This is a genomic window from Scytonema sp. UIC 10036 (assembly GCF_009725235.1).
In genome coordinates this window covers 1-24,393 of the sequence record NZ_WJFC01000200.1, presented here as the reverse complement: position 1 = coordinate 24,393, position 24,393 = coordinate 1, and the positions used below count along the sequence as shown (strand labels likewise).

Annotated in this window: 24 protein-coding genes; 7 read left to right on the top strand and 17 right to left on the bottom strand. The window is 42.3% G+C overall.

Annotated elements, in window-relative coordinates; translation table 11 throughout:
* Nucleotides 1–187: 187 nt before the first annotated feature.
* The 9 genes from F7734_RS49805 to F7734_RS49770 form a co-directional block, all read right to left on the bottom strand.
* Nucleotides 188–712, bottom strand: a complete 525-nt coding sequence (locus F7734_RS49805) for a hypothetical protein (protein ID WP_155751718.1) — start codon at nucleotides 710–712, stop codon at nucleotides 188–190.
* Nucleotides 709–912, bottom strand: a complete 204-nt coding sequence (locus tag F7734_RS49800) for a hypothetical protein (protein WP_155751717.1) — start codon at nucleotides 910–912, stop codon at nucleotides 709–711. The genes F7734_RS49805 and F7734_RS49800 overlap by 4 nt, the downstream gene beginning before the upstream one ends.
* Before the next feature lie 109 nt (nucleotides 913–1,021).
* Nucleotides 1,022–1,657 carry a Uma2 family endonuclease gene (locus F7734_RS49795; RefSeq protein ID WP_155751716.1) on the bottom strand — a complete coding sequence of 212 codons (636 nt, stop codon included), beginning with the start codon at nucleotides 1,655–1,657 and terminating at the stop codon, nucleotides 1,022–1,024.
* Between the two features lie 126 nt (nucleotides 1,658–1,783).
* Entirely contained in the window at nucleotides 1,784–4,129 is a 2,346-nt protein-coding gene (pcrA, locus tag F7734_RS49790; RefSeq protein ID WP_155751715.1) for a DNA helicase PcrA, read from the bottom strand.
* Nucleotides 4,130–4,394: 265 nt separating this feature from the next.
* A complete protein-coding gene (locus tag F7734_RS49785) occupies nucleotides 4,395–4,583 on the bottom strand; it encodes a hypothetical protein (protein ID WP_050045963.1) in 189 nt (62 codons plus the stop codon).
* A 276-nt stretch (nucleotides 4,584–4,859) separates the two neighbouring features.
* Nucleotides 4,860–4,988, bottom strand: a complete 129-nt coding sequence (locus tag F7734_RS65795; protein ID WP_279239848.1) for a hypothetical protein — start codon at nucleotides 4,986–4,988, stop codon at nucleotides 4,860–4,862.
* 75 nt (nucleotides 4,989–5,063) lie between these two features.
* Nucleotides 5,064–5,231, bottom strand: coding sequence for a hypothetical protein (locus F7734_RS61360; protein WP_166482641.1), 168 nt, complete (start codon nucleotides 5,229–5,231; stop codon nucleotides 5,064–5,066).
* Between the two features lie 159 nt (nucleotides 5,232–5,390).
* Complete coding sequence (locus tag F7734_RS49775) at nucleotides 5,391–6,182, bottom strand: Tab2/Atab2 family RNA-binding protein (protein WP_155751714.1); 792 nt, start codon at nucleotides 6,180–6,182, stop codon at nucleotides 5,391–5,393.
* 47 nt (nucleotides 6,183–6,229) lie between these two features.
* Nucleotides 6,230–6,973, bottom strand: a complete 744-nt coding sequence (locus F7734_RS49770) for a tetratricopeptide repeat protein (RefSeq protein WP_155751713.1) — start codon at nucleotides 6,971–6,973, stop codon at nucleotides 6,230–6,232.
* A 347-nt stretch (nucleotides 6,974–7,320) separates the two neighbouring features.
* On the opposite strand from F7734_RS49770, the gene F7734_RS49765 reads away from it, so the two are divergent.
* Nucleotides 7,321–8,679, top strand: a complete 1,359-nt coding sequence (locus tag F7734_RS49765; protein WP_155751712.1) for a pentapeptide repeat-containing protein — start codon at nucleotides 7,321–7,323, stop codon at nucleotides 8,677–8,679.
* 145 nt (nucleotides 8,680–8,824) lie between these two features.
* Here F7734_RS49765 and map read toward each other — a convergent pair whose 3' ends face one another.
* From map to F7734_RS49745, 4 genes are all read right to left on the bottom strand, one after another.
* The gene (gene map / locus F7734_RS49760; protein ID WP_155751711.1) at nucleotides 8,825–9,610 is read right to left on the bottom strand and encodes a type I methionyl aminopeptidase; all 786 of its coding nucleotides are present in this window, start codon (nucleotides 9,608–9,610) and stop codon (nucleotides 8,825–8,827) included.
* 118 nt (nucleotides 9,611–9,728) lie between these two features.
* Nucleotides 9,729–10,631 (bottom strand): acetylglutamate kinase, encoded by a 903-nt coding sequence (gene argB / locus F7734_RS49755; protein WP_155751710.1) that lies wholly within the window; start codon nucleotides 10,629–10,631, stop codon nucleotides 9,729–9,731.
* Between the two features lie 112 nt (nucleotides 10,632–10,743).
* Nucleotides 10,744–11,292 carry a shikimate kinase gene (locus F7734_RS49750; protein WP_155751719.1) on the bottom strand — a complete coding sequence of 183 codons (549 nt, stop codon included), beginning with the start codon at nucleotides 11,290–11,292 and terminating at the stop codon, nucleotides 10,744–10,746.
* Between the two features lie 128 nt (nucleotides 11,293–11,420).
* Nucleotides 11,421–13,049 (bottom strand): ATP-binding protein, encoded by a 1,629-nt coding sequence (locus tag F7734_RS49745; protein ID WP_155751709.1) that lies wholly within the window; start codon nucleotides 13,047–13,049, stop codon nucleotides 11,421–11,423.
* Nucleotides 13,050–13,528: 479 nt separating this feature from the next.
* Here F7734_RS49745 and F7734_RS49740 point away from each other — a divergent pair, with 479 nt between their 5' ends.
* Nucleotides 13,529–13,723, top strand: coding sequence for a hypothetical protein (locus F7734_RS49740; protein ID WP_155751708.1), 195 nt, complete (start codon nucleotides 13,529–13,531; stop codon nucleotides 13,721–13,723).
* Between the two features lie 28 nt (nucleotides 13,724–13,751).
* On the opposite strand, the gene F7734_RS49735 is transcribed toward F7734_RS49740, so the two are convergent.
* The 3 genes from F7734_RS49735 to F7734_RS49725 form a co-directional block, all read right to left on the bottom strand.
* Nucleotides 13,752–14,324 carry a LapA family protein gene (locus F7734_RS49735; RefSeq protein WP_347566421.1) on the bottom strand — a complete coding sequence of 191 codons (573 nt, stop codon included), beginning with the start codon at nucleotides 14,322–14,324 and terminating at the stop codon, nucleotides 13,752–13,754.
* Nucleotides 14,325–14,524: 200 nt separating this feature from the next.
* On the bottom strand, nucleotides 14,525–15,130 hold the full coding sequence (locus F7734_RS49730) for a flavin prenyltransferase UbiX (protein WP_155751707.1): 606 nt from the start codon (nucleotides 15,128–15,130) through the stop codon (nucleotides 14,525–14,527).
* Nucleotides 15,131–15,298: 168 nt separating this feature from the next.
* Nucleotides 15,299–17,653: a ribonuclease R family protein gene (locus F7734_RS49725; protein WP_155751706.1), complete on the bottom strand. Its 2,355-nt coding sequence runs from the start codon at nucleotides 17,651–17,653 to the stop codon at nucleotides 15,299–15,301.
* An 821-nt stretch (nucleotides 17,654–18,474) separates the two neighbouring features.
* Between F7734_RS49725 and F7734_RS49720 the strand changes: the two genes are divergently transcribed.
* Nucleotides 18,475–19,425 (top strand): hypothetical protein, encoded by a 951-nt coding sequence (locus F7734_RS49720; RefSeq protein ID WP_155751705.1) that lies wholly within the window; start codon nucleotides 18,475–18,477, stop codon nucleotides 19,423–19,425.
* A gap of 116 nt (nucleotides 19,426–19,541) precedes the next feature.
* Here the strand turns inward: F7734_RS49720 and clpP are convergent, their stop codons facing one another.
* A complete protein-coding gene (gene clpP / locus F7734_RS49715; protein WP_155751704.1) occupies nucleotides 19,542–20,153 on the bottom strand; it encodes an ATP-dependent Clp endopeptidase proteolytic subunit ClpP in 612 nt (203 codons plus the stop codon).
* Between the two features lie 347 nt (nucleotides 20,154–20,500).
* Here clpP and F7734_RS61355 point away from each other — a divergent pair, with 347 nt between their 5' ends.
* The 4 genes from F7734_RS61355 (at nucleotide 20,501) to ilvN (ending at nucleotide 24,282) form a co-directional block, all read left to right on the top strand.
* Complete coding sequence (locus tag F7734_RS61355; RefSeq protein ID WP_166482640.1) at nucleotides 20,501–20,656, top strand: hypothetical protein; 156 nt, start codon at nucleotides 20,501–20,503, stop codon at nucleotides 20,654–20,656.
* Between the two features lie 118 nt (nucleotides 20,657–20,774).
* Nucleotides 20,775–22,925, top strand: a complete 2,151-nt coding sequence (locus F7734_RS49710; RefSeq protein ID WP_155751703.1) for a thioredoxin domain-containing protein — start codon at nucleotides 20,775–20,777, stop codon at nucleotides 22,923–22,925.
* A gap of 92 nt (nucleotides 22,926–23,017) precedes the next feature.
* Nucleotides 23,018–23,623 (top strand): molybdenum cofactor guanylyltransferase, encoded by a 606-nt coding sequence (locus F7734_RS49705; RefSeq protein WP_155751702.1) that lies wholly within the window; start codon nucleotides 23,018–23,020, stop codon nucleotides 23,621–23,623.
* A gap of 140 nt (nucleotides 23,624–23,763) precedes the next feature.
* Nucleotides 23,764–24,282 carry an acetolactate synthase small subunit gene (gene ilvN, locus F7734_RS49700; protein WP_155751701.1) on the top strand — a complete coding sequence of 173 codons (519 nt, stop codon included), beginning with the start codon at nucleotides 23,764–23,766 and terminating at the stop codon, nucleotides 24,280–24,282.
* Nucleotides 24,283–24,393: the final 111 nt, after the last annotated feature.

The window sequence follows — 24,393 nt, the reverse complement described above, 5'->3', positions numbered from 1 at the left end:
TCTTATTTCCCCCCTTTATAAGGGGGAGCCACTGCGCCATCGCGGGTTTCCCGACTTGTAGCAAGTGGCGTGGACTAAGGGGGGTAATCATGTGATTAAAATGACAGCTAATCACTTTTCAAACATCCTCTTAGAACTGTAGTTATCTTGAAGATAGGACTTATGCATAGCCCCTTTTCAATCCACCCTAGCCCTCCACGTGTAAAAGGGGAGGAAACCGGAGATTCCGATCTCCCCTCTTTCCAAGGGGAATGAGAATGTTGCATAAGGAACCAGAATTGATAACAATGTTACCCCCATTGCCGACTGTTCCTATTTCTGCTTCGCTGCGAATCCCACTGGGAAATATGCCTCTCGTACCAACAATATCAACAGTACCTGTCACTTTCACATTGACATTACCTGCATCACCCCGCCCTGCTGATTGAGTATCAAATGCATCACGAGTACCAGTTATCAATTGAGCTCCATCAGTGAATAACAGGGATGTAGCATTGATGTTGATATTGCCACCCTTTCCAACACCTCCTGCTTCCACCGTGCTGAGGATGTCACCACCTGCAAGGGAAATAGCATTTTTTGCAGTCACTGTCACGTTCCCTGCGCTTCCCTGTCCAAAAGTTGAGGTAGAAAGTGAAGCATCATCTCGTAATGAGAAGGAAGCGGAATCAATGGTAATGTTACCCCCATTGCCTATTGCTCCCGGATTCACATTACTGAAAATCCACCGGAAGATATGCCTCTCCTTCCAGCGATATCAACAGCACCAGTAACTTTAATATTTACATTGCCAGCATCGCCTTGTCCTGCTGGCTGGGTTTGAAAAGCTTGACGAATGATGGTTTGCAGTTCAGCGCCATCAGAAATTAGTAAGGATGATGCGTTGATATCGATATTACCACCTTTACCCACACTACCTGGTTCTAAGTTACTACCGATAGCAGTGTTAGCACCTGTAAGATAAATAGAGTGGCATATTTACTGGATACAAATATTGTTATATATATAGAAGGACCGCGCTTTAATTAGCCAAATTAAAAATCTGTTGCGCGGTGAGATTAAATTGTGGGAAGGTAGGAGAGACAATCGCATCATTCCCTCTAAACGTTGTTTTTACATATTCCCCATCAACCAGCTCGTGTACAAAAATAGTAGGTTGTTTGGGATAACCAATAAAATTACGCCCTCCCAAAGCAGCATAATCTACAATCCAGTATTCAGGAATACCCATACCTTCATAATCACGGAGTTTATCGTAATAGTCGTCCTGCCAATTGGTACTAACAACTTCTACTATTAAGTTGACCGAAGTTGCATTTTGGATAATTGATTCACTTTCCCAGCGCGTCTCAGTAGCGATAGTTTCTTTATTTAAAACAATGATGTCCGGTTCGTACCCAGACTTGTCTCGGTACGGTTTTACAATCGATTCTCTGGGTATTGTCCAAATATCCCCTTTACCCATCTCTCGAATAGCTATAAGTAATCTTTCAGCAAGAGAACCCGTCAAATTTGAATGCTTCCCTTTAGGTTTTGGCATCTCGACAATGACTCCATCATGCAATTCGTACCGGAATTCTGAGTTTTCTGGATACCATTCGATAAATTCATCAAAAGTATATAACTTTGGTTCGGTTTGTGCTTGTGCTTGGGTCATAGTTACAACCTCCACATAATATATTTGACAGGGAAGTAGCATTTAAGCAAAAATTTAGTCTATCCGCGTGCATCTGCGTGCATCTGCGGTTAATAATTAATTTCTTAAACTTTTGCAACAAGCCCATTAATCAGCCTTTTGTAACTGAGCAACTTTAGGGTCAATAATTTTTTGACCCAAACCCAAATTATCAAATTTAATCGCTAACGAAACCTTAGTGCTAGAACCAAAAATATGAGTAATCTCCCCAATACCAAAAGTTTTGTGCAGAACCCGATCGCCCACCTGCCAATTTTCTGTTACTTCCTTCTTCCCACGAGCTGCACTCTGCTGTAGGTTAGCACCTGCGCGTTTAATATAAGCCATTTGACTTTTCCGTTGAGATGCCATGAGTTCTTCAGGCAATTCATCCAGAAATTGCGATCGCAAAGCAGGTTCCCTAGATCCATACAGACGACGTTCCCTCGCATAAGTCAAATACAACCGTTCTTGAGCGCGAGTAATTCCGACATAACACAGACGACGTTCTTCCTCTAAGGCGGCTGGATCGTTCATGGAACGGTAGTTAGGAAACAACCCCTGTTCCATACCCACCAAAAACACTACAGGAAATTCCAGCCCCTTGGAAGCGTGTAGAGTCAGTAAAGAAACTGCTGTTTCTCCTTCCTTTAAATTATCCAAATCGGAACTCAAAGCAGTACTTGAAAGAAACGATTGTAGAGTTACATCATCGTTTTCCTCCTGAAATTGCAGTACGGCATTAAACAATTCTTGAACGTTTTGCACCCTATCTTCTGCTTCATCTGTTCCTTGAGACATCAAGTCTTGGATGTAACCCGAACCGTCAAGGACTCCTTGTACAACTTCTGACACAGGAACCTTATCTAAGTTTTCTTGCCATTCACGAATCAAATTCGCAAAGCCATTCACAGCTTTGGCAGAACGTCCAGCCAAGGTATTAACTGATGTTTCATCACTCAGTATTTCCCACAGAGTCGTCCCTAATTCTTGAGATGCTTTGATAAGGGAATCCACTGTAGCCTTACCAATACCACGCCGGGGAGTGTTGATAACTCGTAATAAACTGACAGTATCCGCAGGGTTTGCGATCGCTCGCAAGTAAGCTAAGACATCCTTAATTTCTTTGCGATCGTAAAACTTAATTCCTCCCACCACCGTATAAGGAATATTATTCCGAACCAATAATTCTTCAAAGGGGCGTGACTGAGCGTTAGTACGGTAAAGAACAGCAAAACTACCCCAGTTCAACTCAGGGTGTTGGTGTTCTAACGTTTGAATTTGATTAATAACGAATTGAGCTTCCACAAGCTCATCATCAGCTTTGTGACAATAAATTTCTTCCCCCGCACCGCGTGTAGCCCTAAGAACTTTATCAATTCTTTGAGTATTGTTCTCAATCAAATGGTTTGCTGCTTCTAAGATATTTTCACAAGAACGATAGTTTTCCTCTAGCTTTACCATCGTTCTGGTATCTTCATCTGGTAAGCCATCACCAAAATCTTGCTGAAATTCCAACAAAATAGTAAAGTCAGCCATTCTAAATGAATATATTGACTGATCCGCATCACCTACCACAAAAACAGAGCGGTTTGTCCAATCCCATTCACTCTTTTTCGGTTCCCCATTAGTCGCCAATAACCGAATCAAATTGTACTGAGTCCGGTTAGTATCCTGATACTCATCCACTAAAATGTGGCGAAACTTGTTATGCCAATAACCCAAAACTTGCTCGTTTTGCTCAAACAATTTCACAGGAACTAGGATAAGGTCATCAAAATCAAGGGCATTGTTTTCTGCAAGTCGATTTTGATAAGCAGTATAAACCTCTGCAATCACCCGTCCCCGATAATTAGGTTGTTCTCTTTCAAATTCTCGAGGTGATAAACCCTGGTTTTTAGCGTTACTGATAGCGTAGCGGACAGAACGAGGTTCAAATTTCTTGTCATCTAAATTAAGTTGTTTAGTCACAATGTCTTTGATAAGACTTTGAACATCCGACTCGTCAAAGATAGAAAAATTCTGAGTCCAACGCCGTCCTTTTTCATCTTCATATTTTCCGATATCAAAGCGAAGAATCCGCGAACACAAACTGTGGAAAGTTCCGCACCACAAGTGCTTAACAGTTTTTTTCCAAACTTTTGACTCAAGTTTCGTTTGTTCGTATTCTGGTAGCAAATCAAACCGTTCGCCGTACTCCATCATAGCCAACTGTTCGGCAAATAGCTTCTTAATCCGTTCTTTCATCTCCCGTGCGGCTTTGTTCGTGAAGGTAACTGACAAGATATTCTCCGGATCGACACGGTGATGGGAAATCAGATTAGCAATGCGATAAGTCAGCGCTCGTGTTTTGCCAGACCCCGCACCAGCAACAACTAGTAAGGGACCGTAAAAATGTTCAACAGCACGGCGTTGACTTGGATTGAGGTGAGTGAGAAAGTCAGTTGTTGACATGGGATAACAGTGAGCAGTGAGCAGTGACCGTAGGTTGGGTTGAGGAACGAAACCCAACATAACCCAATGACCAGTGACCAGTGAATGGTTACATTAATAAATAGTAGCTTCTACAAGGGCTACTCAAGCAAAACGATAAGTAGGTAGGCGGAAATAAACAGAACTACATTACAAAATGTGAACAAAACTAAAACCCTTACTAATGACAAATGACGCTCCTGACTAGTTCACTTTAATTATGCCGACTTACTCAGATAATTAAAAGTTAACGACGCCGAATCGCGGTTAAAATCCCCGAACCTATTGACAGCAATACCAAACCCCAAATTGCTTCTTTAGGAATGTTCTTGACAACTCCAAAAGCTTGTAGGAGAAGAATGATAGCCAAAATTACTAATAAAATACCAGTAATATATAAGAAAATACTGACACCAAGGCTGGGTGGTCTAGTCACAAACTTTACTCCTCACATCCAAAATACAACTATTTGTGCATCCGCTTTTTGATGCAATCTAAATATTAACCTACCTCAGTGTTCAGATATAGCGATTTCCATCCGAATGAGGTACGCTTCATCTGCGTGCATCCGCGTCCATCTGCAGTTCCATAACTTTTGCAGTCTAATTTACAGAGCGAGCATCGTTAAAAAATTGTTGGAACTCATCAATTGTATTAACAGTAGCTACTTGTTCTAAAAACTGTTTTAACTGTTGTAAATCAGAAATCTTATTTAAGCTTCTATCAACTCTGAAGGTAATTCTCCGAGTCGTACACTTAAAACTGTTATCACTGATTCACGCGCCGTTTGTATAGAGCTACGCTCCATACCTCTCAATTCCATATTGCTCATTAAAGGCATTCTTCTTTCCTCCTACAATGATTGAATTTTTCTTCAAAACTTTGCTGTAACTCTTGGGGTAACTTCATCATCTGGTCAATCATTTGGAAAAATTTGTTGCAATTCTTTATCTAAAGATTGCGGAGTTCGGCTCCAATCAATGAGAGCATGAACTTGTGGAAAGAAAAATTCCAAAAAAGGCTCAAAATACTCAGTGAGTGCTTCTTTCCAAGGATTGTCGTAATCAGCTTTGACTTCGCTCAAACTTTTCTCCTTCGCTGTTGCTTTGACATATGTTGCGTGTAGAAGCTGATAACTGTGCTATTTTTTATAGTACATGAATACTTAAAAATAAACTATAAAGAGAAAAAAAAGCGATCGCACATCTTAGGCAATCGCTTTTTTTCCTTAACTGGTCACTGGTCACTGGTCACTAAGCAGCCAAAAACCCGTGTAAGTCATACCAGAATCATCAGGTTGCACGACTAAAAAATGCAATCCTCGACTTTGTTGCTTTCTTTCCGTGTAAACTCTAGCTGCGTTTGTAACTTCTTTATCTTCAAATGTGGCAACAATCCACCTATCGACTAAACCTGCTTCTAACACCAATCCATCAGGTGTACCAGCAATGTAATTCAACGCTATAGGATCGGCTTGTTGCAACCACCGTACCAAACGCATGGATTGCCGTCCACCATAAATAACAACTCCGGGTATAGGTACTGTTGATGCCAAGCCTAAATTGAAGGGTTGTAGATGCTCTGGCATTTCTAAAACGGGGATGGGGCGATCGCTAAATGCATCGAGGATTTCACCTGCAACGAGTGATGCAAAACGCCATTGTTCTCCCCATAGGTTTTCTGGTAGTGGTGCGGGGGGTGGTTTATCCAAAGCGACAGGATATTGCTTTTCTTGCAGCCACTGTTTTAATGCAAGAGTGTGGCGAGTTGCTTCTACTGTAATGCCCAAACTCTTTCCCGCCTGTTCGAGTATGCTGAGAGATTGGGGGCGAAAAACTTGAATTATGTTTGGCAGTTTTTCTCTGGCTGCTTGCTGAAGTTGAGAAGCGACCCAACTAGAATTTGCTTGTGCTTGCGGACAAGTGGCTTCATATTCAAAGCTGCGATTTGCATCACAAATCACCACATACCACAAAACTTGTCCAGATGCATCTGGCTGAGGACATCGATAGAAATCAGTTTGCCAAATTTTCATACACGTTGTGGATTTTGCATCCCTAAACTGCCAACTTTCACCAATTTCTACTGGATGAATGCTTGATACTGCTTATCGCCGCGAATCTTGCTAAAATCTGGGTCAGTTTTTGCTAGTTTTTTATACTTCCCAGGATAAAGCTTGATAGCTTTTTGCAAGTTTTCCACAGCTAGTTTAGCATTACTTTGCAAAGCGTAAGCACAAGCTTTGTTATAGTAAGCTTCGTGTTGGTTTGGCTGAATTGCAATTGCTTTATCGTAGGATGCTATGGCTTCTTTATAGCGTTGCAGCTTTGTAAGAGCTATGCCTCTATTGATCCATGCTTCATGCTTGTCTGGTTTGATTGCAATTGATTTGTCGTAAGATGCTATGGCTTCTTTATATTGTTTCAAACTGCTTAGGACATTACCTTTATTGAACCATACCTCATGTTTGTTTGGTTGAAGAGCAATTGCTTTGTCGTAAGATGCTATGGCTTCTTGATGCTGGTGTAAAGAGTTAAAGGCATTACCTCTGTTATTCCAAACTTTGGCACTTTCAGGTTTAATCGATATCGCTTTGTCGTAAGCTGCGATCGCGTCTTTGTAGCGTTGCGCGTTCAACCAGCTATTGCCTTGATTAAAATAATCTTCTGCTTGTTGAGAGTCGTTTACTTCTGTCAACAGTTGGGAAACATTAACTTCTTTTACTGCTTGGTTGCTATATTGTCCTGGTGATTTTGTATCACCACAACCAAACAAGAAGAAAATTACGAATAAGCCAATTGCTTGAAACAAGCGCCTATGAACCATGGGTTAATAGATAACTCACAATTACGATTCTAAAACAAAATGGCTTTACTAAAAAGTATAAAGCTGTACCGATCTTCTATAGACAACATGAAAGAGCTTGTTTGAAAAAGGTTTTAAAGCCAACAATTTTTGAGCAATTTATCAATATAAATATTGTATCATATATGACTCTATATCTATCCGATTAGATTTGTCAAATATTATGTAGGTAAATAGTAGGTAGGTACAAAGATTCACATGGTGGGCATTAGCCCTACCTACTTATTACGGAGGTTGCTTCTAGTGCAATGTCGCGGTTAGGATGAAACCACTGTTGAATCGGGACGTGCTAGTGCCAAAATAGAAACATGTCGATAGAATCCAACTCCAACTCATCCAAAGCCCACTCACAAGACTCCCTCTTAGAGGACATCGTACAGCCAGATGACTTTGAAGATGGGCGATGTGAAAATCCCTTATTCCCCACTGAACTTGCTACCCAGGAGGCTCTAGCTGCAATTTCATCCCAACAATCTCCACAAAAAATATCCACGCTCCAACAATTACGTTCTGCTGTCAACGGACGCACTCCTAACTCTATAACGGTAAAACCCAGAGCACTATTGCTGATACTGGTAGCGATCGCGATCGTGATTATTGGAATTGCCATCAATAACTTAATTGTTGGGACTTGCGGAATCCTAATGGCTCTTCTTCTGTCCCTTGCAGTACTGTTACCAGCAATAGAAATGGCAATAAAACAGTGGTTTTCCGCACAAGAGCGAGCCATATTTGTTGCATTTTTGGGAGTGTTAGCAGCTATTGTTGGTACAGTCAAGTTTAGCGGTTTTGGCGATCGCCTTCTGGCTTGGGGACGTAAAATTAACTGGGAAGCTTCTGGAACACTAGCAGAGTGGTTTGGTGCATTGGGACAAATTCTCATCGCCATTATTGCGGTATACGTTGCATGGCGACAGTACGTGATTTCTAAAGATCTGACGATTCAGCAAAACTTTCTTACTATTCAACAAAATATCATTACCCAGCAACAAACCATTGACTCATATTTCCAAGGCATTTCTGACTTAGTCTTGGATGAAGAAGGATTATTAGAAGATTGGCCGCAAGAAAGAGCGATCGCAGAAGGTCGAACGGCTGCAATATTAAGTAGTGTTGATGGAAGCGGTAAAGCGAAAATCCTGCGCTTTCTCTCACGTTCCAGACTGCTGACTCCTCTGAAACGCGATCGTCGATTGGGTAGACCGATTCTAAATGGCATTGGTGGTTATGCTGAAGACCGTATTGAGGGTGTGCGCGTTATCGATTTGGGCGTCATGCTAGCAGGCGCAGACCTTGCTGGGACAGATTTGCGGTGGACTGACTTATCTGAAGTCAATTTTGTCCGTGCTGACCTTAGTAATTGCGATTTGGTAAAAGCCAACCTTTCCCGCGCCATTTTATATGAAAGCAATCTTACTGGTGCTGACCTCAATGGAACTCGCCTGTTCTACGGTTCTGTGGAGAAAGCATCACCCCGCAGCCGTACTGAACCACCAGATTATGAAACTGGCGAATACACTGGTGCTGTTGTAGAAAATGCTGATTTCACCGACGCTCGACGGATATCTGAATCTACACGGTACTATTGCTGCGCCTGGGGTGGTGAAAAAACAAGAAATACAATCCCCGGCGGTTGCGAAGGAATTCCAAATAAATTAGGGAAATGATAGTTGTTGGTTGATAGTTGTTGGTTGTTGGTTGTTGGTTGATAGTTGTTGGTTGTTGGTTGTTGCTCTTCACCACTAACCACTAACCACTAACCACTAACCACTAACCACTAACCACTAACCACTAACCACTAACCACTAACCATTAAGAAAAAACTTCCCCATCAGGTAAAGTCAGGACTTCAACACCTTCTTCCGTCACTGCTATGGTATGCTCGCATTGAGCGCTCAGTTTGCGATCGCGTGTGAGTGCAGTCCAGCCATCGCTTAAAACTTCCACTTCCCAAGTTCCTTCGTTAATCATGGGTTCGATGGTAAAAACCATACCTGCTCTGAGACGTTTTCCTTTCCCACGGGTACCGTAATGAGGAATTTCTGGTGTAGTATGGAAAATGTTACTGATACCATGTCCTACAAAGTCTCGCACCACGGAAAAACCTTGTGATTCTGCGTACTCTTGAATAGCAGCCCCAATGTCTCCGATGTATGCTCCTGGTTTAACTTCCTTTATACCTCGGCGACGGCATTCTCTTGTTACCTCTACCAGCTTTTTAGCCATAGGGGAAGGTGTACCAACCAAAAATGTCTCAGATGTATCACCGTGGTAACGATCCACAATGAGTGTTACATCAATATTAATGATGTCACCATTGCGAAGAATTTGCTTGGCACTGGGAATGCCATGACAAACAACTTCATTAATACTGGTACATATAGACTTGGGATAACCTTTATAACCAAGAGGGGCGCTTTTTGCTCCATGCGCTTGCGTCCAACGTTCTGCTTCATCGTTTAGCTCTAGAGTGCTAACCCCTGGTTTAACCATTGGTTCAAGGTGACGCAAAAGTTGAGCAGCTAAGCGCCCAGCCTTACGCATTTTTTCTAGTTCTCTACTGGATAATAAAACAATCGTTTTGCTGTTGTCGTTCATAAAATTTAGTATAAAACACAGGGGAATTTTAAGTACTGTTTGATGGGCTAAAGCTTACCAAATGAGATTATTGGTGGGCTTTAGCCCTACCTACCTACTACGTACAGTTCAAAAGCTATTAGCCGGTTATTTGAAGATGGGAGCCAACGATCATAGTACCAATACCAACATCAGTAAAAATTTCTAGCAGTAATGAGTGGGGAATGCGACCATCTATTATATGTGCTGCTTTCACTCCTTGTGCAAGAGAACGGACGCAGCAATTCACTTTTGGGATCATTCCACCACTGACTACACCTGTTGCGATGAGTTCTCTCGCTTCTTGAATGTCTACTTGAGGAATCAGGGTAGAAGGATCTTTGTAATCTTTCAAAATCCCCCTTGTATCAGTTAGCAAAATTAACTTTTCTGCGCCTAATGCAGCTGCGATCTCTCCCGCCACGGTGTCGGCGTTAATATTATATGGCTGTCCTATTTCGTCTGCTGCAACGCTGGAAACTACCGGAATATAGCCATTGTTAACCAGTGTCTCCAAAATTTTGATATTGACATTGTTAACTTCCCCCACAAAGCCAATACCTTCATCACCTTGAGGGCGAGCTTTGATTAAGTTACCATCTTTGCCACACAACCCCACTGCTGAACCACCTGCTTGATTTATCAAAGCGACGATTTCTTTATTGACTCGACCTACTAATACCATCTCCACAACATCCATTGTCGGAGCGTCAGTCACTCGCAAACCATTTCTAAATTGAGGCTCGATTCCCAGTTTATCCAGCCAACTGTTTATCTCCGGTCCTCCACCATGTACCAAAATTGGTCGCAAGCCAACACAAGATAAAAAGACAATGTCGCGAATCACTTTATCTTTGAGATTGCTGTCTTTCATGGCTGCACCGCCATATTTAACAACAATGGTGCGACCAATAAATTGTTGAATGTAAGGTAGTGCTTCACTTAGCACTTGTACGCGGCTGGCTGCATCTTGCTTAATATACTCAGTTTCGCTGACTGTCATGAACTTCTAATAGACCCTTGGCGTGGCAGTTACGGACGTTACATATAAATTTACATCGTGAAAACACTAGCTATACAAAAATTAACATCACTCAATATTCAGCTATATATCTTCACACTTTAGCTGGTTTTAAAACACTGGGAATCTCATCTAAGACCCGTGTAGCAATTTGCTCTGGAGTTTCTCCTTCACTGACAGTAATTCTCAAATCAGCTTGTGAGTAAAGATGTTGTCTTTGTTCGAGGAGCGATCGCAGTTTCCCTTTGGGATCGCTATCTTGTAAAAGTGGTCTAGTTGTATCTTCCACTAAACGGGCGTAGAGAATTTCGACGGGTACATCCAGCCATACAATTAAGCCGTGATGAAGGTAACTCCAGTTTTCTTGTCTTAAGACAATACCTCCACCTGTTGCGATGACAAGCTTAGTGAAAGCACACACTTGTTCCAAAATCTGACTTTCTAATTGGCGAAACCCAACTTCTCCTTCATCTTGAAACAGTTGAGTTATGGTTCTACCACCTGCAGCTTTCTCAATTACAGTGTCGGTATCCACAAATCCGTAGCCCAAATGTTGAGCCAGTACTTGTCCCACAGTAGATTTACCCGCGCCCATCATGCCAACCAAGTATAGGTTGACTCCTTTTAATAAGTTATTTGTCATATAAGTGGTTGGTGGTTGCTGGTTAGTGGTTAGTGGTTGCTGGTTGGTGGTTGCTGGTTGCTGGTTGCTCTTGACTACTAACAACTAACAACTAACCACTAACAACTAACAACTAACCATTAACTAATTTACTCTAAAGAGTGAGATTTTTGACGCATTTCCCGAATGTAGTTCTTGATTTTGTGCTCTAAGATTGTATAACTCATGAGTAGAGAACCTTCTGTTTCTCCAATCATTTGCAAATTTTCCTCAATTAATTGCTCGCCTATATATTCCATCAATACAGGAATTTGAGAAAAATTTGCTGCCTTTTTTTCAATCAAAGAACGTTTCTGCAATAACTCGATAGCCTCTAGAATTAATCTTTGTGACACGCGAGGGAAAAAATCTTTCTGCAACTTACGTACTGACACCAAGTCTTGGTTCAAAGCTAACCAGTACATAATCAGTTTTTCCAAACTAGATAGACGATTAAATTGCCTATCTAAAATGGCTCGAATATCTCCAAAGACGACTGTACCTTGTTCTAAAAAGTTGTTAATGCTACCACCAAATAATTCTTCAATTGCCGTTGCCACTAATTTAATAAATAGAGGATTGCCTGCATACCAATTTATTAAAGATTTGCATTCTTCATCTTGGGAAGTCATTAAACCTTTAGCTTGGAGTATATTCTTACTCTCGATATAACTTAAGCCTGTTAATTTTAAGCAGCGAACAGGTAAAAATTTTCCTTCAAGCACTGAAATTTCTTGGGGTTTTTCCCGACTCGTTACAATCAAACAGCTTTGATGCTGGGAGTCCCCGACTCTTCTAAGAATTTCTCCATAAATCTCATATCCTTGACAATAGCTAATCTGTGGCAGAATATATGCTGAAGAATTTTTAGTACTTAATTGAGCGAGCGATTGTTGAATAGATAACTCGTCAAGAACATCAAGACCTATATATTGATTGTACAAAATAGAATCAAAATTATCTAAAATAATGAGACATCGGGAAGAACGCAAACAATCAATAAGTTGTGAAATACGGCTTAAGAATGATTCTGTAAGATTGAGTTCTTGCTTTGGTGACAAAATTTGTATGAGTTGATTGAGCAGAATGTCAGGAGATAAATTGAGATTTAGCGATCGCCAAATCACACATTCAAACTTATCCTTCAATTGTTCTGCTAGTTTTGCAGAAAAAGCTGTTTTTCCAACGCCAGACATACCCAAAATCATCACCAAACGACAGCGTTCTCCAACAATCCATTGTTCAATTTGAGAGAGTTCTGTTACCCTTCCATAGAACAGACTTACATCAGGTGCCTCGCCCCAATCTTCTCTTGGTACCGATCTCATATCTATAGAAGCAATATCTTGTCGTATATCTATTTTTAGTTGGTTTCCAAGAGGCTCTAATTGAACCCGTGCTTTTTTATAACCTGCTTTTTCTAGCAATTGAGTGACACGGCTCCAGTTTTTTACTTTAATAAAATGTCCTGCTTGGTTAGTCAGCATTTCCTCTATATATTTATACAACCCATTAGAAAGGTAAACTCTAACAGTACTGCTACTACGACTTTGATACACAGTACTGGCGATTTCTGCAGGACTAAAACCGCAAAGTAAGCCTCTTAAGAATTTTTTTTCAACAGGTGTGAGAGATTTTCCTTTTGCTAAACCTAAATCTACATATAATTTTTCTAGTTCCCAATAATTTTTAGCTTCTATAAATTCTTCTTCTACCTGACTTGAATTATGAGGTGTCATTACCGTTATTTTAAATACCAAATTTCCCATATCATACTGACTTTTGTATGAAGCCAAATTAAATAAATAATAAATTTATAACGAAATTAATAACAGTTGTTAGGTGACTTGGTAATCGTTACTTAGGTATCTTTGGTCTTAACAGAAATTTTATATAGATTGAGCGAAACTTTATCTTGACTTTATCAGTCAACATAGCAAGCGTAACGTAACTCACTTAAGTAGGTGGGAAAATTACGTGTTTATGCAGCCCTGTGTTTCTACCAACACATTGTTGCTGCCTCGGCAATCGGTTGCTGCAAGCTGGAATAGACAAGTCCGTGTTTTTGTTCAAGGTGTAGAGTATGACTCATTGTTTGACGAAATGCACAAAAAACTTTTCTCATAGAAGGGTTGAAGCACAAAACCATTGCATATCTTCTCTGAATCAACTCGTACTTATAAGTGTGTTTTAGATGCGATCGTTAGGGGTTTCAACCATGACTCGGATTAGAGACGTTGTAAAAAAAGCTTTAGCTACTGGCTATCTTACTGTTGAAGCAGAAAATCAACTGCGACATCTGCTGACAACTCGGTACGACTTAGAAGATTTTAACGCTTTCATGACCTTACAAGAAGCTGCTATGACCGGAGAAGTCAGGCAGGAGTCCCGCGAACGTTTCAATCTTGTGTAGAGAAGCAATACCATGCACTCGTCACAAGTTAACGCCGAGGGGATCTCTTCTCGTCCTCAGCATCATCATCATCCAAAAACCCCCACTCATCCTCCTCTGCAGGTTCAGGCTTGGGTGGTTGATAAGGGGGGATGATAACCCGATAGTCCGCATCATAAACTGATTCTGTTTTTCCTACGCCAGAATTTTTTGGTTCGCGGTAGCTGTAAGAATAGGATGAGTCAGTTTTTGGTTTGTCTTTCGGTTCGGAAGCGCGATCGTAGGTATTAGAGTCTCTAACTTGGGTTTTTTCAGGATCGGACTTGTTAAACTCCCAGTCCTCATAAAGTCCGCTACTTGTTTCCCAGTCATCAACTGTGTCAGTGGTTCGGGATTCTCGCTCCCCAGAAGATGGAGGATTTGGCGGGCGAGATGTTACTTCTTCAAAACGAGTTTTGTTCCGACGTGGTGATTCAGGAGACGAACGCAAAGGAGTTTGGCGCTGTCCCCCAAGAGCACCAGATAAATTGAACAAAAACGTCAGTAAGATAGTTGTTAATCCACCAGCAACTGTGCTAAACAAAATCCAAATTGCTAGGTGGTATGGTTGCGACGTACGCATACCCAAACACAGAAGCGGTAGGACGGCGTGACCAATTTTGTAAGCGAGTACAGCGTAATTCCTCCAAGTACTGCCACTAAAAGAATTAAGCGAATGAGTGCCATAGTGATGGGGGGTAGGGGGTAGGGGGTAGGGGTAAAGGTTGGGTGTAGGGGGTAGAGGGTAAGGGTGTAGGGTGCCCTAATCCTAACCCCTAACCCCTAACCCCTACATCGTTGAATTGGGACGCAGTCAATATCTAACTGATCCAAAGCACGAGCGACGACAAAGTCAACGAGATCTTCTATAGTTTGGGGATTGTGATACCAAGCAGGAATCGCAGGAACAATTCTTGCGCCAACTTCTGCTAAAGCTGTTAAGTTACGTAGGTGAATCAGACTCAAAGGAGTTTCACGGGGAACAATCACTAGTTTCCGACCTTCTTTGAGTTGAACATCCGCCGCTCGTTCCAGTAAATCTGAACTCATACCAGCTGCTAGCTTTGCTACAGTACTCATGCTACAGGGAATAACTATCATTCCTTGAGTACGAAACGAACCACTAGCAATGTTCGCTCCTACATCACCCCAATGATGACAGTGCAGTTTGCCTCCTTGTTCGACAAGAGCTTGCTGTCGCCAAAATTTTTCTTGCTGAAGGGATTCTACTGGCATACGAATATTTTGCTCGGATTGCCAAACCATGTAGGTGGATTTGGAAGCAACTAATTCAATTTCACAGTCAGCTTCTAGCAAAAATTTTAAAGCACGAACAGTATAAATCAGACCAGATGCTCCTGTTACACCTATTATGAGAGGTTTTGACATTGTTAGTGGTTAATGGTTAGTGGTTAGTGGTTAGTGGTTGGTGGATAGTGGATAGTATTTGGTGGTTAGTAGTTAGTGGTTAGTGGTTAGTAGTTTTACCACTAACAACCATCAACTAACAACCATCAACTAACAACCAACAACTAACCACTAACTACTAACTTATCGCTATTCATCATCAGCATAGGGATCTAAGTCCAATGGCTCAAGATCGTCATGGCGCATATACATACCTCGATCTTCGCCATTCATGATATTCATATCCTTGCCCATCATTGCACCATCGCTACCAACAGTGACTAAATCAATTTGTTGGCGGTAATAGTCAACACTCTTTACTTGTACGGCTACACGATCGCCCAATCTGTAGGAAGCACGATTTTTGCGCCCAAACAGCGCTTGTTGTCTGGCGCGGTATTCATACCAATCGTCCTTGAGAGAGCTTACGTGAACCAGCCCTTCTACCCGTAAAGGAACTCGCGTATTTCCACTCTCTGAGTCGGTGGGCAGAACTTCTATCTCTACAAAGAACCCGTAGGATTGAACCCCCGTGATAACACCGGTGAAAACTTCACCAATGCGTTGTTTCATCAGCGAAGCTCTTTGCAAACCCGCCAGATCGGTTTCAGCTTCTTGAACTTCTTTTTCGCGATCGTTGAGCTGAACAATAATTCTCATCAATTCACTTTGCAATTCACTTTGCAATTCTGGTGGGAGAACGTTCCAGTTAATTTCGCCGTGGCTTGAGGAGTGGCGAAGGTTTACCCGATCTTTAACACGAGTGTTACGGCGATCGCGCCCGTGTTCAATGAGTGCATAAAAGACTCTTTGCATCATCAAATCGGGGTAACGTCGCAGGGGGGAAGTGAAATGGGTATACTCTGGTAAAGCCAAACCAAAGTGAGAACCTTTGGTTGTGCTGTAGGTAGCTTGCTTGAGGGTATCTTGTAACAAGTAAGTCAAAACTTGCTCGGAAGCTGATTCTGCAAAAACCCTAGTTAGCTGTTGGTAATCAAGAGGCTGAATTTCTATTTCCGGCTCGAGATTCAGTTCAACACCCAAGTTCATCGCCAATTTTAGCATTTCTTGAACATCTTCGGGATCGGGCGTACCTTGGACTCGCCAAATTGCAGGAATTCCAAGAGCATTCAAATGAGTTGCTATCAATTGATTTACCAGTAATGTATACTCTGTGAGTAGAGCACGCACGGGCAAATCGTTGGTAACAACACACCCCAAAGCACCTTCATCACAGTATGGGTTTTGATTGGGTGGTAGATTTAATTGCAAACAACCCCGATTGAGACGTACCTTTTTCAATAATTGCTGTACAGTTTCCAGTTCTTGAAGAATCTGGACAACGCCGCTATTTGTTTTCGTAGCTTTCTTGGCGAGAATAGTTTCTGCCTCAGATTCACCGATTGAGGTATCGACTTTAACAACAGTGGGTTGAATTTCCCAATCTTCTATTTCTCCCGATTGTGAATCAATTGTCATTAAAAAAGAGAGAGCCAATCGGTCAACTCCAGGTAATAAAGAACACCGTTCACCAACCACTTCTGGGAACATGGGCAGTACTAAATTCCCAAGATATACCGAGCGCCCTCGCTTCAATGCTTCCCGGTCAAGAATTTCTTCTGGTTGAATGTAGTGGGTAGCATCGGCAATGTGAAAGCTTACTCGCCAATTGCCCTCGTTATTTTTTTCCAGAGAAAAAGCATTTTCTACAAATTTAGAATCACCATTGTTGGGAACTATGCTAAGTGTAAACTTTGAGCGCAAGTCCAAACGATTTTTTAAATCTGCTTTTAGCAGCTTTTTGGGTAATTTTGAAGCTGCTTCCTGAATGGGGTCTGGAAAAGTACGAGCCAGATCGTGTTTGCAGGTGACGAGATCTATGTCGGCTGCTGCTTCCGCATCGCTACCCAGAATTTGGACGACTCTACCCAATGGTGGATATTGCGCTAATGGATAACGCAAAACTTCCACATGCGCCAAGTGATCGATGGCTTGTTCGAGTTGATTGTTATTGATGAGCAGTTTCAGTTCAAAAAGCAATCTATCGTCTAAAGGTACGGCGCGGTAGCCTCCTTCTACCTGCTTGATCCGTGCTAGTAAAGTGTGATTTGAGCGCTCTAGGATGAGCTTAACTTCTCCTTCTGGCGATCGCCTCCGACTGCCTTCTTTCAGCACTTTGACCAAAACGCGATCGCCATTCCAAGCGTTGCTCAGATGACTTTCACGAATGTAGATGTCTTCTGCGCCTTCTACATCCTGGATGGCAAAACAAAAACCTTTGCTGGAACAGCGAAGTTTTGCTTCAATCACCCCCTCTTCCGAGATACGGCGATACTTGCCGCGTTCTTTGGCCAAAATCCCGATTCTTTCGAGCACTTCCAAGGCGATGTGAAGTTTTTCTAAACTGGGTTCATCTTCGCAACCAAGTTTCTTTTCCAACAGTTTACGAGCAACCAATTTATCATCAGTAAAATTGGCGAGAAGTGTAGCGATTGAAAATTCCATGCAGTGAACCGACCTTTGGTCAAAACGTCATTTGTTGTTTATCTGGTTCGCGTGCTGTGTACCCTCACGACTACAGACACTAGCCGGAAACGAATTGCCCATAATAAAGGGGACCACAGGAGCATTACAGAGTTTAGCGGTTTATATGGTTCCTTAACTCCAGTCAATCTTCAAAAGTACGCCCGTTTAGTTTTTTGCCCCCCTCGGTAATTACGCAACGGGTTTTTATGTAAGACGCACTTTGGAGAACTTTCCACGCTGCCCAAAAGCACTGTTTAGGGAAACCGCAGGTGTTAGATTGTCTGAAGTGAAGGTTCTTTTACGCCACTAGACTCTGTTTTTTAACTAGGAGAAACTGCCGACAAATCTAATTGACCCATATGTAGGATCGGAAACAATTAGGCCAGCAGCTTAACGAGCTGTGAGGACGAACCATTACTACATTATTGTAGATATAGAGTGTCCTTGCAGAAAATAGTACTAGAACACCAATTGAGTAATTATCGTAGCATTCTCAGTAAAATTATTTAAGAATAGCTTTTTGGGGCAGTGGGCAATGGGCTTTTGTGGTTATTTCCCTAACGCCTACCCCCTAACCCCTCCCCCCTATTTTCAAGTATTAATACTGTTTTAAAACTTATCAACTCCTGAGAGCATATGATAATGTATACGGGTTGGGTGCATTTGTACTAGGAAAATAGATTTGAACAAAAATGTTGAGTGCAGTACCCATCTATAATTAAGTAGATTTAGGTAGGGGAGAGTTCAATGAATTGTTTCCAACCCCTTTATTAAACAGAGCAAGATTTGGTGAGAGCATTATGTTGGCTCAATTTCAGAGCAAGTACCCCCAAGGCAATCTCATTAGTGAATTAGTGCAAATTTATCACGGTAAGTATATTGTCCGTGCAAGCGTACAAATTGATGGTGCAACTCGCGCTACTGGTATGGCGGCTGCAGAAATATTAGAGGACGCAGAAGATAAAGCGAGAACTAGAGCGTTGATGGTTTTAGGAATAACAGATCTCCCCCAAGGAGCGCCGGTTATTTCTCCAGAACCAACCAAGCAGGTTCAGCCCAATGTATCCTCAGTTACTTCTAATGGATTGAATGAGACAGCTTCTTCCGTTGTGCTCAACTCTCCTCACACAGAAGCACCTGCAACTCCTCCAACTTCAGTAGTCTCAGCGCCAGTAGCCGCAAACGAAGCAAAACAACACGCTCATAGCGATCGCTTTGCCACAAGTTACAAGCCAGAAACCAATTTTGAGACTACAACTCCCGATCTTGGCGAAGTCATTCCTACTATTGATAAACCGGAAATTCCGTTTTCTAAAACTCTAAATGGCAAAACTCAAGATAGTAACAGTGGATTTGCAACAACTAACCATCAAGAAGAACAATTTGATGCGGCGTTAGAAAATTTTGGCATAGTGTCCCCTAACACAACTGAGAACAACTCTTTTTCTGGAGTTCCTAATAATGTAACGCCATTTCCTTCACGCAGTTCCAACTTTCAAGAGGAAATGAATTTACAAGAAACAGCAAATAAGCGCAAGAAAAAGGCAGAAACTGTGGATAATTCGGATGATATTGCCAAAATTGGTGTTGAAATGCAGCGATTGGGTTGGAACACAGACCAAGGGCGCGACTATTTGGTCAAAACTTACGGGAAGCGATCGCGTCACTTACTGAGTGCAGAAGAATTAAAGGATTTCTTAAAATACTTGGAGTCGCAGCCTACGCCGATAGATCCATTGGCTGGGTTTTAAGCAAAGTCATTTTGACTTTACCGCTCCGCCCGCCCTCTCGTTCCCAGCCTCAGGCTGGGAACGAGGTAACGAGAAGGCAACGAGGTTAACTAGGTCAAAGGCTAGGACTTTTGTGATTACTGACTGACAACGGCTATTGGGCGACTACCCGCAGAGTGGCGATCGATGACTTGGTCAATTAAGCCGTAGTCTTTAGCTTCATAAGGTGACATAAAGAAGTCTCTCTCTGTATCCTCAGTAATCTTTTCTAATGGTTGTCCTGTATGCTCGGCTAAATATTCATTTAGCTTGCGCTTGTGGTAAAGGATTTCCCGTGCCTGAATTTCAATATCAGTTGCTTGTCCTTGAGCACCGCCCAACGGTTGGTGAATCATAATTCGGGAGTGAGGTAAACTCATCCGCTTGCCTTTTGTACCAGCACTGAGGAGAAAAGCGCCCATACTTGCCGCCAATCCTGTACAAATTGTACAGATATCTGGGCGGATGTGCTTCATAGTATCATACATACCCATTCCTGCAGTTACCGAACCACCAGGAGAGTTGATGTACATATATATATCTTTCTCCGAGTCTTCTGCGTCTAAAAACAGCAGTTGGGCAACAATCAAGTTAGCTACTGTGTCATCAATCTGCTGTCCTAAAAAGATGATGCGCTCGCGTAACAGACGTGAGTAGATATCAAAGGCGCGTTCGCCACGACCTGATTGTTCTATAACAATTGGAATCATGAAAGCTGGTTGTACTTATTTTACGTATATTCTATCGATTGCAAAGCCCGATGGTTGTCCCAAAACCCGAACCTTATCATCTAACCACTAACCACTAACCACCAACCACCAACCACTAACCACTAACCACTAACCACTAACCACTAACCACCAACCACCAACCACCAACCACTAACCACTAACCACTAACAACTAACCACTAACCACTAATCATTAAGCTTGTTAGTATTTTTACAGGTACTTTTCCGGAATGGAATTACCATTACGAGTAGATACATAATACAGGGTGCATTTGGTTAACAAACTAAAGAAGAATTGCCATCCCCCTAAAGCCAGAGGAGCCCGCCATGCTCGAAAAACTTTTACAAGCTGCCGTTATCACCTTCTTGCTTCACCTTATTGCAGGTCTTAGCCCAAATACTATCATTGAGACAAAGGTAGAACAACCTTCACCAGTCGCTCCAGTGCCTATTGCAAACGCACTGCCTCCTTCTGCACAATAATGCAAAGTTGGGTAGAGTAAATATTTACGCCGTGGACAGAGTGACACGGGAAGAATGCATGACTCTACTTATAAGAAGCTACACTAGGCGAATAAGGGTTTTTTCTCATGCATCTTTCATGACTAATCGTCTTGCTCAAGCTAAAAGCCTCTACCTACGCAAACACGCCGAAAACCCCATTGATTGGTGGTCTTGGTGTGATGAGGCACTCTTCACTGCAAAAGTGCAGAACAAACCAATATTTCTTTCGATTGGCTACTCTAGTTGCCATTGGTGTACTGTGATGGAAGGAGAAGCATTTTCCGACCGGGCAGTGGCTGAGTATATGAACGCCAACTTTCTTCCTATTAAAGTGGATAGAGAAGAAAGACCTGATATTGACAGCATCTATATGCAGGCTTTGCAAATGATGAGCGGTCAGGGCGGTTGGCCGTTAAACGTGTTCATCTCACCAGAGGATCTAGTGCCTTTCTATGCAGGGACTTACTTTCCATTAGAACCACGCTATGGTCGCCCTGGCTTTTTACAAGTTCTGCAAGCAATCCGCCATTATTACGATACAGAAAAAGATGATTTGCGCGATCGCAAGGCCACTATTCTTGAGTCACTCCTGACCTCAGCAGTATTGGAATTGGGAGGAGTAACAGAAACTCAAGATATTGAATTATTGCATAAAGGTTGGGAGACTTGTACTGGAATTATTACTTCCAACGAATACGGTAATAGCTTCCCAATGATTCCTTATGCAGAACTGGCAGTGCGAGGAACTCGATTTGAGTGGGAAGATTCTCGTTACGATGGCGTTCAAGTATCTATTCAAAGGGGTTTGGATCTTGCACTAGGGGGAATTTACGACCACGTAGCTGGTGGTTTTCATCGCTATACAGTCGATCCTACATGGACAGTGCCGCATTTTGAAAAGATGCTTTACGATAATGGTCAAATTGTGGAGTATTTGGCTAATTTGTGGAGTGCAGGAATACAGGAACCAGCTTTTGAAGACGCGATCGCTGGTACTGTTCAATGGTTAAAGCGGGAAATGATCTCACCATTGGGATTCTTCTATGCTGCTCAAGATGCTGACAGCTTCACCAATCCAGCAGACGCAGAACCTGAGGAAGGGGCTTTTTATGTATGGAGTTACAGCGAATTGCAGCAACTGCTGACTCCAGATGAACTAACACAATTACAACAAGAGTTTACAGTCACACCTAGCGGGAACTTTGAAGGTAAGAACGTTTTACAAAGGCGTCATCAAGGAAAACGGAGTGAAAGTTTACAAACAGCGTTAGGAAAATTGTTTGTTGCTCGTTATGGTTTTGCAACGGACATGACTGATAAAGCCGTACATACATCCACGACAACATCTACTGCTACATTTCCCCCCGCCCGCAACAATCAAGAAGCGAAAACTGGTAACTGGCTAGGACGCATTCCCGCAGTTACAGATACAAAAATGATTGTTGCTTGGAATAGCTTGATGATATCTGGTTTAGCTAGGGCATACGGGGTATTCCAAAAACCAGAATATTTGGAAGTAGCAGCAAAAGCCGCAAATTTTATCTTGAACAATCAGTTTGTAGATGGGCGCTTTCACCGTCTCAATTACGAAAGTCAGCCAACAGTACTGGCGCAATCTGAGGACTACGCCTTTTTTATCAAAGCACTACTCGATTTACATCAAGTTTCTTTGGAAGTCGGGGGGGATCGACAAGGAGCTATAGAGAATAATTTTCCCCCTGCATCTTCTTACTGGCTCTCAAAAGCAATTGCCGTGCAAGAAGAATTTCATGAATATCTTTGGAGTGTGGAACTTGGTGGATACTTCAATACATCCAGTGACGCCAGCCAAGATTTGATTGTGCGCGAACGCAGTTACGCCGATAACGCTACACCATCTGCTAACGGAGTGGCGATCGCAAACCTTGTCCGTCTTGCTCTTTTAACCGACGATCTTCATTATTTAGACATAGCCGAACAAGCATTAAACGCTTTTAGGGGTGTTATGAATCGTGCTCCCCAAGCTTGTCCCAGTTTGTTTACTGCCCTAGACTGGTATCGTAATTGTACATTAATCCGTACTTCAGAAGAACAAATCCAATCTCTTGTGCCAACATATTTACCCAGTGCAGTGTTTGTCTCAACATCAAAACTTCCAGAAGGAAGCGTTGGATTAGTCTGCCAAGGATTGAAGTGTTTGCCAGCGCCTGAAAGTGTAGAGCAGTTCGTGCAGCAATTGCAAAAGAGTTTAACGAGGGTTAGTGGTTAGTGGTTAGTGGTTAGTGGTTAGTTGTTAGTTGTTAGTGGTTAGTTGTTAGTAGAATAAAAGACTATTGACAAATGACTATTGACTATTGACAAATGACAAATGACCTAAGCGCAATTGTGTTAGCAGGGGGGATGAGTTCCCGTATGGGGCAAGATAAAGCTTTGATTCCAATTCAAGGTGTACCCCTGTTGCAATTAGTTTGTCAAATAGCGGAAAGTTGTGCTGATACAGTTTATGTGGTAACTTCTTGGCCAGAACGCTATCAGCACTTACTCACTCCTAAAACCAAGTTTATTCGGGAAGTGCCTTTGGGGGAATCTTTACCTCACGGACCACTTGTTGGCTTTGCTCAAGGATTAGCGCAGGTGCAAACGCCTTGGGTATTGCTACTCGCTTGCGATTTACCTAAGTTACAGGTTGAAGTTTTGCAGGCGTGGGTGGCTGAACTCAAAAATGTCGAAGAGGACGCGATCGCAGCATTGGTCTGTCACACTAAAGGTTGGGAGCCATTGTGCGGTTTTTATCGCCATCGGTGTTTACCAAGTTTGATGGCATATATTAATGAAGGCGGGCGATCGTTCCAAGGGTGGCTGAAACAGCATCGCGTATTTGCTTTGTCATTGCCAAATTCAGAAATGCTTTTTAACTGTAATACACCACAGGATCTTGGTTTGATTTCAGCGAACAATGACCAGTGACCATTCCCTATTTTCAGTGGTTCCTTTTCAGTTTACAATGAGACATTAAATTTGCAATTTGAACAGCAATATGGGTAGCGTAGCAGTGGCTAGTGCTTTCGTTACCCTTTCAGTAAGTCTCCTAGCCATAGTTGGCAAAGATGAAACATACCCTTTCAGTACTTGTAGAGGATGAGGCGGGAGTTCTTTCCCGTATTTCTGGATTATTTGCCCGTCGCGGCTTTAATATTGAAAGCCTCGCTGTAGGTCCGGCAGAACAATCAGGTATTTCTCGAATTACAATGGTTGTCCAAGGAGATGACCGCGTCATCGAGCAACTGACCAAGCAGCTTTATAAGCTCATCAACGTCCTTAAGGTACAGGACGTGACTGAGATTCCTTGTGTAGAGCGAGAACTGATGTTGCTTAAAGTCAATGCTACAAGCACTAACCGTTCGGAAATTGTGGAATTGGCTCAGATTTTCCGAGCAAGAGTGGTAGATGTGGCAGAAGATTCCCTGACTTTAGAAGTTGTCGGAGATCCAGGGAAGATGGTAGCGATCGTGCAGGTGTTGCAAAAATTTGGGTTAAGAGAAATAGCTCGCACTGGCAAAATTGCTTTGACTCGTGAGTCTGGTGTAAATACAGAACTACTTAAGTCTTTGGAAGTCAAGGTTTAGTGGTAGATTTTACAGCTAACTGTCAAAAAATATAAGAGGATGTTTGAAAAGTTGTTTGTTGTCATTTTAATCACATTATTACCCCCCTTAGTCCCCCCTTGTAAAGGGGGG

What these genes read in the sequence shown, in the direction of transcription:
- F7734_RS49795 (WP_155751716.1), bottom strand. Translation starts at nt 1,657, where the DNA reads ATGACCCAAGCACAAGCACAAACCGAACCAAAGTTATATACTTTTGAT.
- pcrA (WP_155751715.1), bottom strand. Translation starts at nt 4,129, where the DNA reads ATGTCAACAACTGACTTTCTCACTCACCTCAATCCAAGTCAACGCCGT.
- F7734_RS65795 (WP_279239848.1), bottom strand. Translation starts at nt 4,988, where the DNA reads ATGCCTTTAATGAGCAATATGGAATTGAGAGGTATGGAGCGTAGCTCT.
- F7734_RS49775 (WP_155751714.1), bottom strand. Translation starts at nt 6,182, where the DNA reads ATGAAAATTTGGCAAACTGATTTCTATCGATGTCCTCAGCCAGATGCA.
- F7734_RS49770 (WP_155751713.1), bottom strand. Translation starts at nt 6,973, where the DNA reads ATGGTTCATAGGCGCTTGTTTCAAGCAATTGGCTTATTCGTAATTTTC.
- F7734_RS49765 (WP_155751712.1), top strand. Translation starts at nt 7,321, where the DNA reads ATGTCGATAGAATCCAACTCCAACTCATCCAAAGCCCACTCACAAGAC.
- map (WP_155751711.1), bottom strand. Translation starts at nt 9,610, where the DNA reads ATGAACGACAACAGCAAAACGATTGTTTTATTATCCAGTAGAGAACTA.
- argB (WP_155751710.1), bottom strand. Translation starts at nt 10,631, where the DNA reads ATGACAGTCAGCGAAACTGAGTATATTAAGCAAGATGCAGCCAGCCGC.
- F7734_RS49750 (WP_155751719.1), bottom strand. Translation starts at nt 11,292, where the DNA reads ATGACAAATAACTTATTAAAAGGAGTCAACCTATACTTGGTTGGCATG.
- F7734_RS49745 (WP_155751709.1), bottom strand. Translation starts at nt 13,049, where the DNA reads ATGACACCTCATAATTCAAGTCAGGTAGAAGAAGAATTTATAGAAGCT.
- F7734_RS49740 (WP_155751708.1), top strand. Translation starts at nt 13,529, where the DNA reads ATGACTCGGATTAGAGACGTTGTAAAAAAAGCTTTAGCTACTGGCTAT.
- F7734_RS49735 (WP_347566421.1), bottom strand. Translation starts at nt 14,324, where the DNA reads ATGCGTACGTCGCAACCATACCACCTAGCAATTTGGATTTTGTTTAGC.
- F7734_RS49730 (WP_155751707.1), bottom strand. Translation starts at nt 15,130, where the DNA reads ATGTCAAAACCTCTCATAATAGGTGTAACAGGAGCATCTGGTCTGATT.
- F7734_RS49725 (WP_155751706.1), bottom strand. Translation starts at nt 17,653, where the DNA reads ATGGAATTTTCAATCGCTACACTTCTCGCCAATTTTACTGATGATAAA.
- F7734_RS49720 (WP_155751705.1), top strand. Translation starts at nt 18,475, where the DNA reads ATGTTGGCTCAATTTCAGAGCAAGTACCCCCAAGGCAATCTCATTAGT.
- clpP (WP_155751704.1), bottom strand. Translation starts at nt 20,153, where the DNA reads ATGATTCCAATTGTTATAGAACAATCAGGTCGTGGCGAACGCGCCTTT.
- F7734_RS61355 (WP_166482640.1), top strand. Translation starts at nt 20,501, where the DNA reads ATGCTCGAAAAACTTTTACAAGCTGCCGTTATCACCTTCTTGCTTCAC.
- F7734_RS49710 (WP_155751703.1), top strand. Translation starts at nt 20,775, where the DNA reads ATGACTAATCGTCTTGCTCAAGCTAAAAGCCTCTACCTACGCAAACAC.
- F7734_RS49705 (WP_155751702.1), top strand. Translation starts at nt 23,018, where the DNA reads ATGACAAATGACCTAAGCGCAATTGTGTTAGCAGGGGGGATGAGTTCC.
- ilvN (WP_155751701.1), top strand. Translation starts at nt 23,764, where the DNA reads ATGAAACATACCCTTTCAGTACTTGTAGAGGATGAGGCGGGAGTTCTT.